Source organism: Cupriavidus sp. 10L43_2, from assembly GCF_056395265.1.
Genome location: NZ_JBFTJE010000037.1, coordinates 1 through 2,297 on the forward strand (window position 1 = coordinate 1; position 2,297 = coordinate 2,297).

Here is a 2,297-nt window from a genome sequence, read left to right on the forward strand (position 1 = left end):
AGCGCGGTCAAGCGCTTCACCGTTGCCGCCGGCGACGCCGTGTCCCTGTTCGCGCAGAAACTCGGCATGAAACTGTTCGCGGCGGGCGGGAAGGTCGAGATTCAGGCGCAGGGCGATGAGTTGCAGTTGGCGGCGCTTAAGGACGTCACGATCAGCAGTACGGACGGGAAGGTTGTTCTTACCGCTGACAAGGAGGTCTGGATCGGTGCCGGAGGTTCCTACATCCGCATCACTGGCGAGCGGATCGAGAACGTCACGCTGGGCGACATCGCCGAGAAGTGCGCATCGTGGGACAAGCACGCGCCGGGGGCCAAGTTGATGCCGCCGCAGCAATTGCCCCGCACGGCTTGCAAGAGCTGCCTGATCGACGCCATGCGCAGCGGCCAGTTCGGCATCTACATCAAATAGAGGCACTCCCATATGGACTACCGGTTCGCCCTGATCGACTCAAGCCATCAAATGCGCTTCCACCTTCGGCTGGACCGTTGTGGCGTCGCATACCAGTCGCTGTTCGAAGGCTATCCCGAGGCATCGCTGCTGGACATCGCCCCGTTGCTGATCGACCTGAGCCATGACGATCAGACTGGCCGGAACGTCCTTGCCGATGCGATGCGCCTCGGTGAGCTGAAACCGTGCGTCAGCATCATCGCAGCCTCGCGTCCGCTGACCGACCTCGCCGGGCATCTACGGCAGTTTCATCAGGTCAAGGTGCCGAACAATCGCGAAATGATCATCCGCTGGTACGACGGCCGCATCTTTCCGACATGGCTCGCGCTCCTTGACGACGATCAACGCGGATTCTTCACGCGCGGCATCACGGAATGGCGCTACTTCGACCGTTTCGGTAAGTGCCAGCAGGCCACGCTGCCTGCCGACGACGCTCACCATGACGGGGCGTTTTCCCTGCCCGTCCACCTCGACGAAAAGCAAATCGCCGCCCTGGAGGCTGCCACCGAAGCGGACGGCATGATCGGCGGCCTGCAGGCAATCATGCCAAAGCTGCGGCACGTGCCATACCGCGTAGTTCATCCATTTATCGAAGCGCATTTGCGTGCCGCGCGCCAGCATGGGTTGTCCGACGTGGAAGATTTGGTGGAGTACCTGATATTGGCCTTCCAGACGTCAGGGCGTTTTGTCGATCATCCGCAAGCCACGCAACGGTTGTCGATGCCGGCGAATGCGCACAGCGATACGTTTGCGAAGTGGGCAGGCGGACTTGGGGGTGAGGTCGCCGCCGCCGGCACGCCTTTATGGGAAGCGCCTGACGAGCAGGAGGATGCCCGATGAACCATCGTCTGGCATCGGCGGCGAGCCTGAGGCATGGCGTCAGGCTGGCCATGCTTGCGGCACTGTCGCTGGCAATGTCCGGATGTGGCGAAGAGCCAATCTCCGTGTCAATGGTTGGCTACAACCACACCGATGTAGGCATCTACGCGTTCGAGGTCAATGGTCATGGTGGCCCGAATATCTGGCCGCACGAAGGCGGTGGCAGTTTTACGTGCTGCGTCACGGTGCCACGGGTCTACAAGCCTGGCATGACGGCGAAGGTCAGGTGGGTCCATCGCATCGACGATGTTCCGCAGGAGCGGATTGTCCCTGTGCCCCCCTACCGCCCTGAAGACGTGGGGCTTCTGACTCTCCATTTTCTTCGAGACGGCAGTATCAAGGTGTTCGTGACCATGACGCTGCTTGGTCATCCGGCGTATCCCCTGAAAGGGGACGAGGCGCGCAAGTAACCACAGTTCCAAGAGGAGAGTCATGCCTTACACAGTAGCGCGCCCACGGGCGTGGTTAGCCGGCCTGCTAGCGGCATTGTCACTGGCCATGTCCGGTTGCGGCGACAAGCCCATCGCGGTGTCAATGGTTGGCTACAACCACACGGACGTGGGGATCTACGCGTTTGAGGTCAACGGTCATGGCGGACCGAATATCTGGCCGCACGCGGGCGGTGGGAAACGTACGTGTTGCGTCATGGTGCCATTGGTCCACGAGCCTGGTATGACGGTAAAGGTCAGATGGGTCAATCGCATTGACGATGTGCCACAGGTCCGATTCGTCTCCGTGCCTCCCTATCGGCCAGACGAACTGGGACGGTTTGCCGTGCATTTTCTGCGCGACGGCAATGTCAAGGTGTTCGTGACGATGATGAATCTTCACCATCCTGACTATCCCTTGAAGGGCGATGAAGCTCGGCTGTAACGACATCGATTGGAGAAAGAACCATGCCTTACAGCGCTGCACCACCAGCTTCAGGCGGCACGAATCGATTCAAAGCAACGCGCCCACGGGCGTGGGCA

Annotated in this window: 4 protein-coding genes; all 4 read left to right on the top strand. The window is 60.6% G+C overall.

From position 1 onward, the window contains the following. Positions 1-408 (top strand): DUF2345 domain-containing protein (locus AC1DEL_RS27405; protein ID WP_477126480.1); only part of this gene is annotated, 408 nt, incomplete at its 5' end. Between the two features lie 12 nt (positions 409-420). Beyond that, positions 421-1,287, top strand: a complete 867-nt coding sequence (locus AC1DEL_RS27410; RefSeq protein ID WP_477126481.1) for a DUF4123 domain-containing protein — start codon at positions 421-423, stop codon at positions 1,285-1,287. Next, the gene (locus tag AC1DEL_RS27415; RefSeq protein WP_477126482.1) at positions 1,284-1,736 is read left to right on the top strand and encodes a DUF3304 domain-containing protein; all 453 of its coding nucleotides are present in this window, start codon (positions 1,284-1,286) and stop codon (positions 1,734-1,736) included. The genes AC1DEL_RS27410 and AC1DEL_RS27415 overlap by 4 nt, the downstream gene beginning before the upstream one ends. 22 nt (positions 1,737-1,758) lie before the next feature. Further along, positions 1,759-2,199, top strand: coding sequence for a DUF3304 domain-containing protein (locus AC1DEL_RS27420; protein WP_477126483.1), 441 nt, complete (start codon positions 1,759-1,761; stop codon positions 2,197-2,199). The last annotated feature ends 98 nt before the right edge of the window (positions 2,200-2,297 follow it).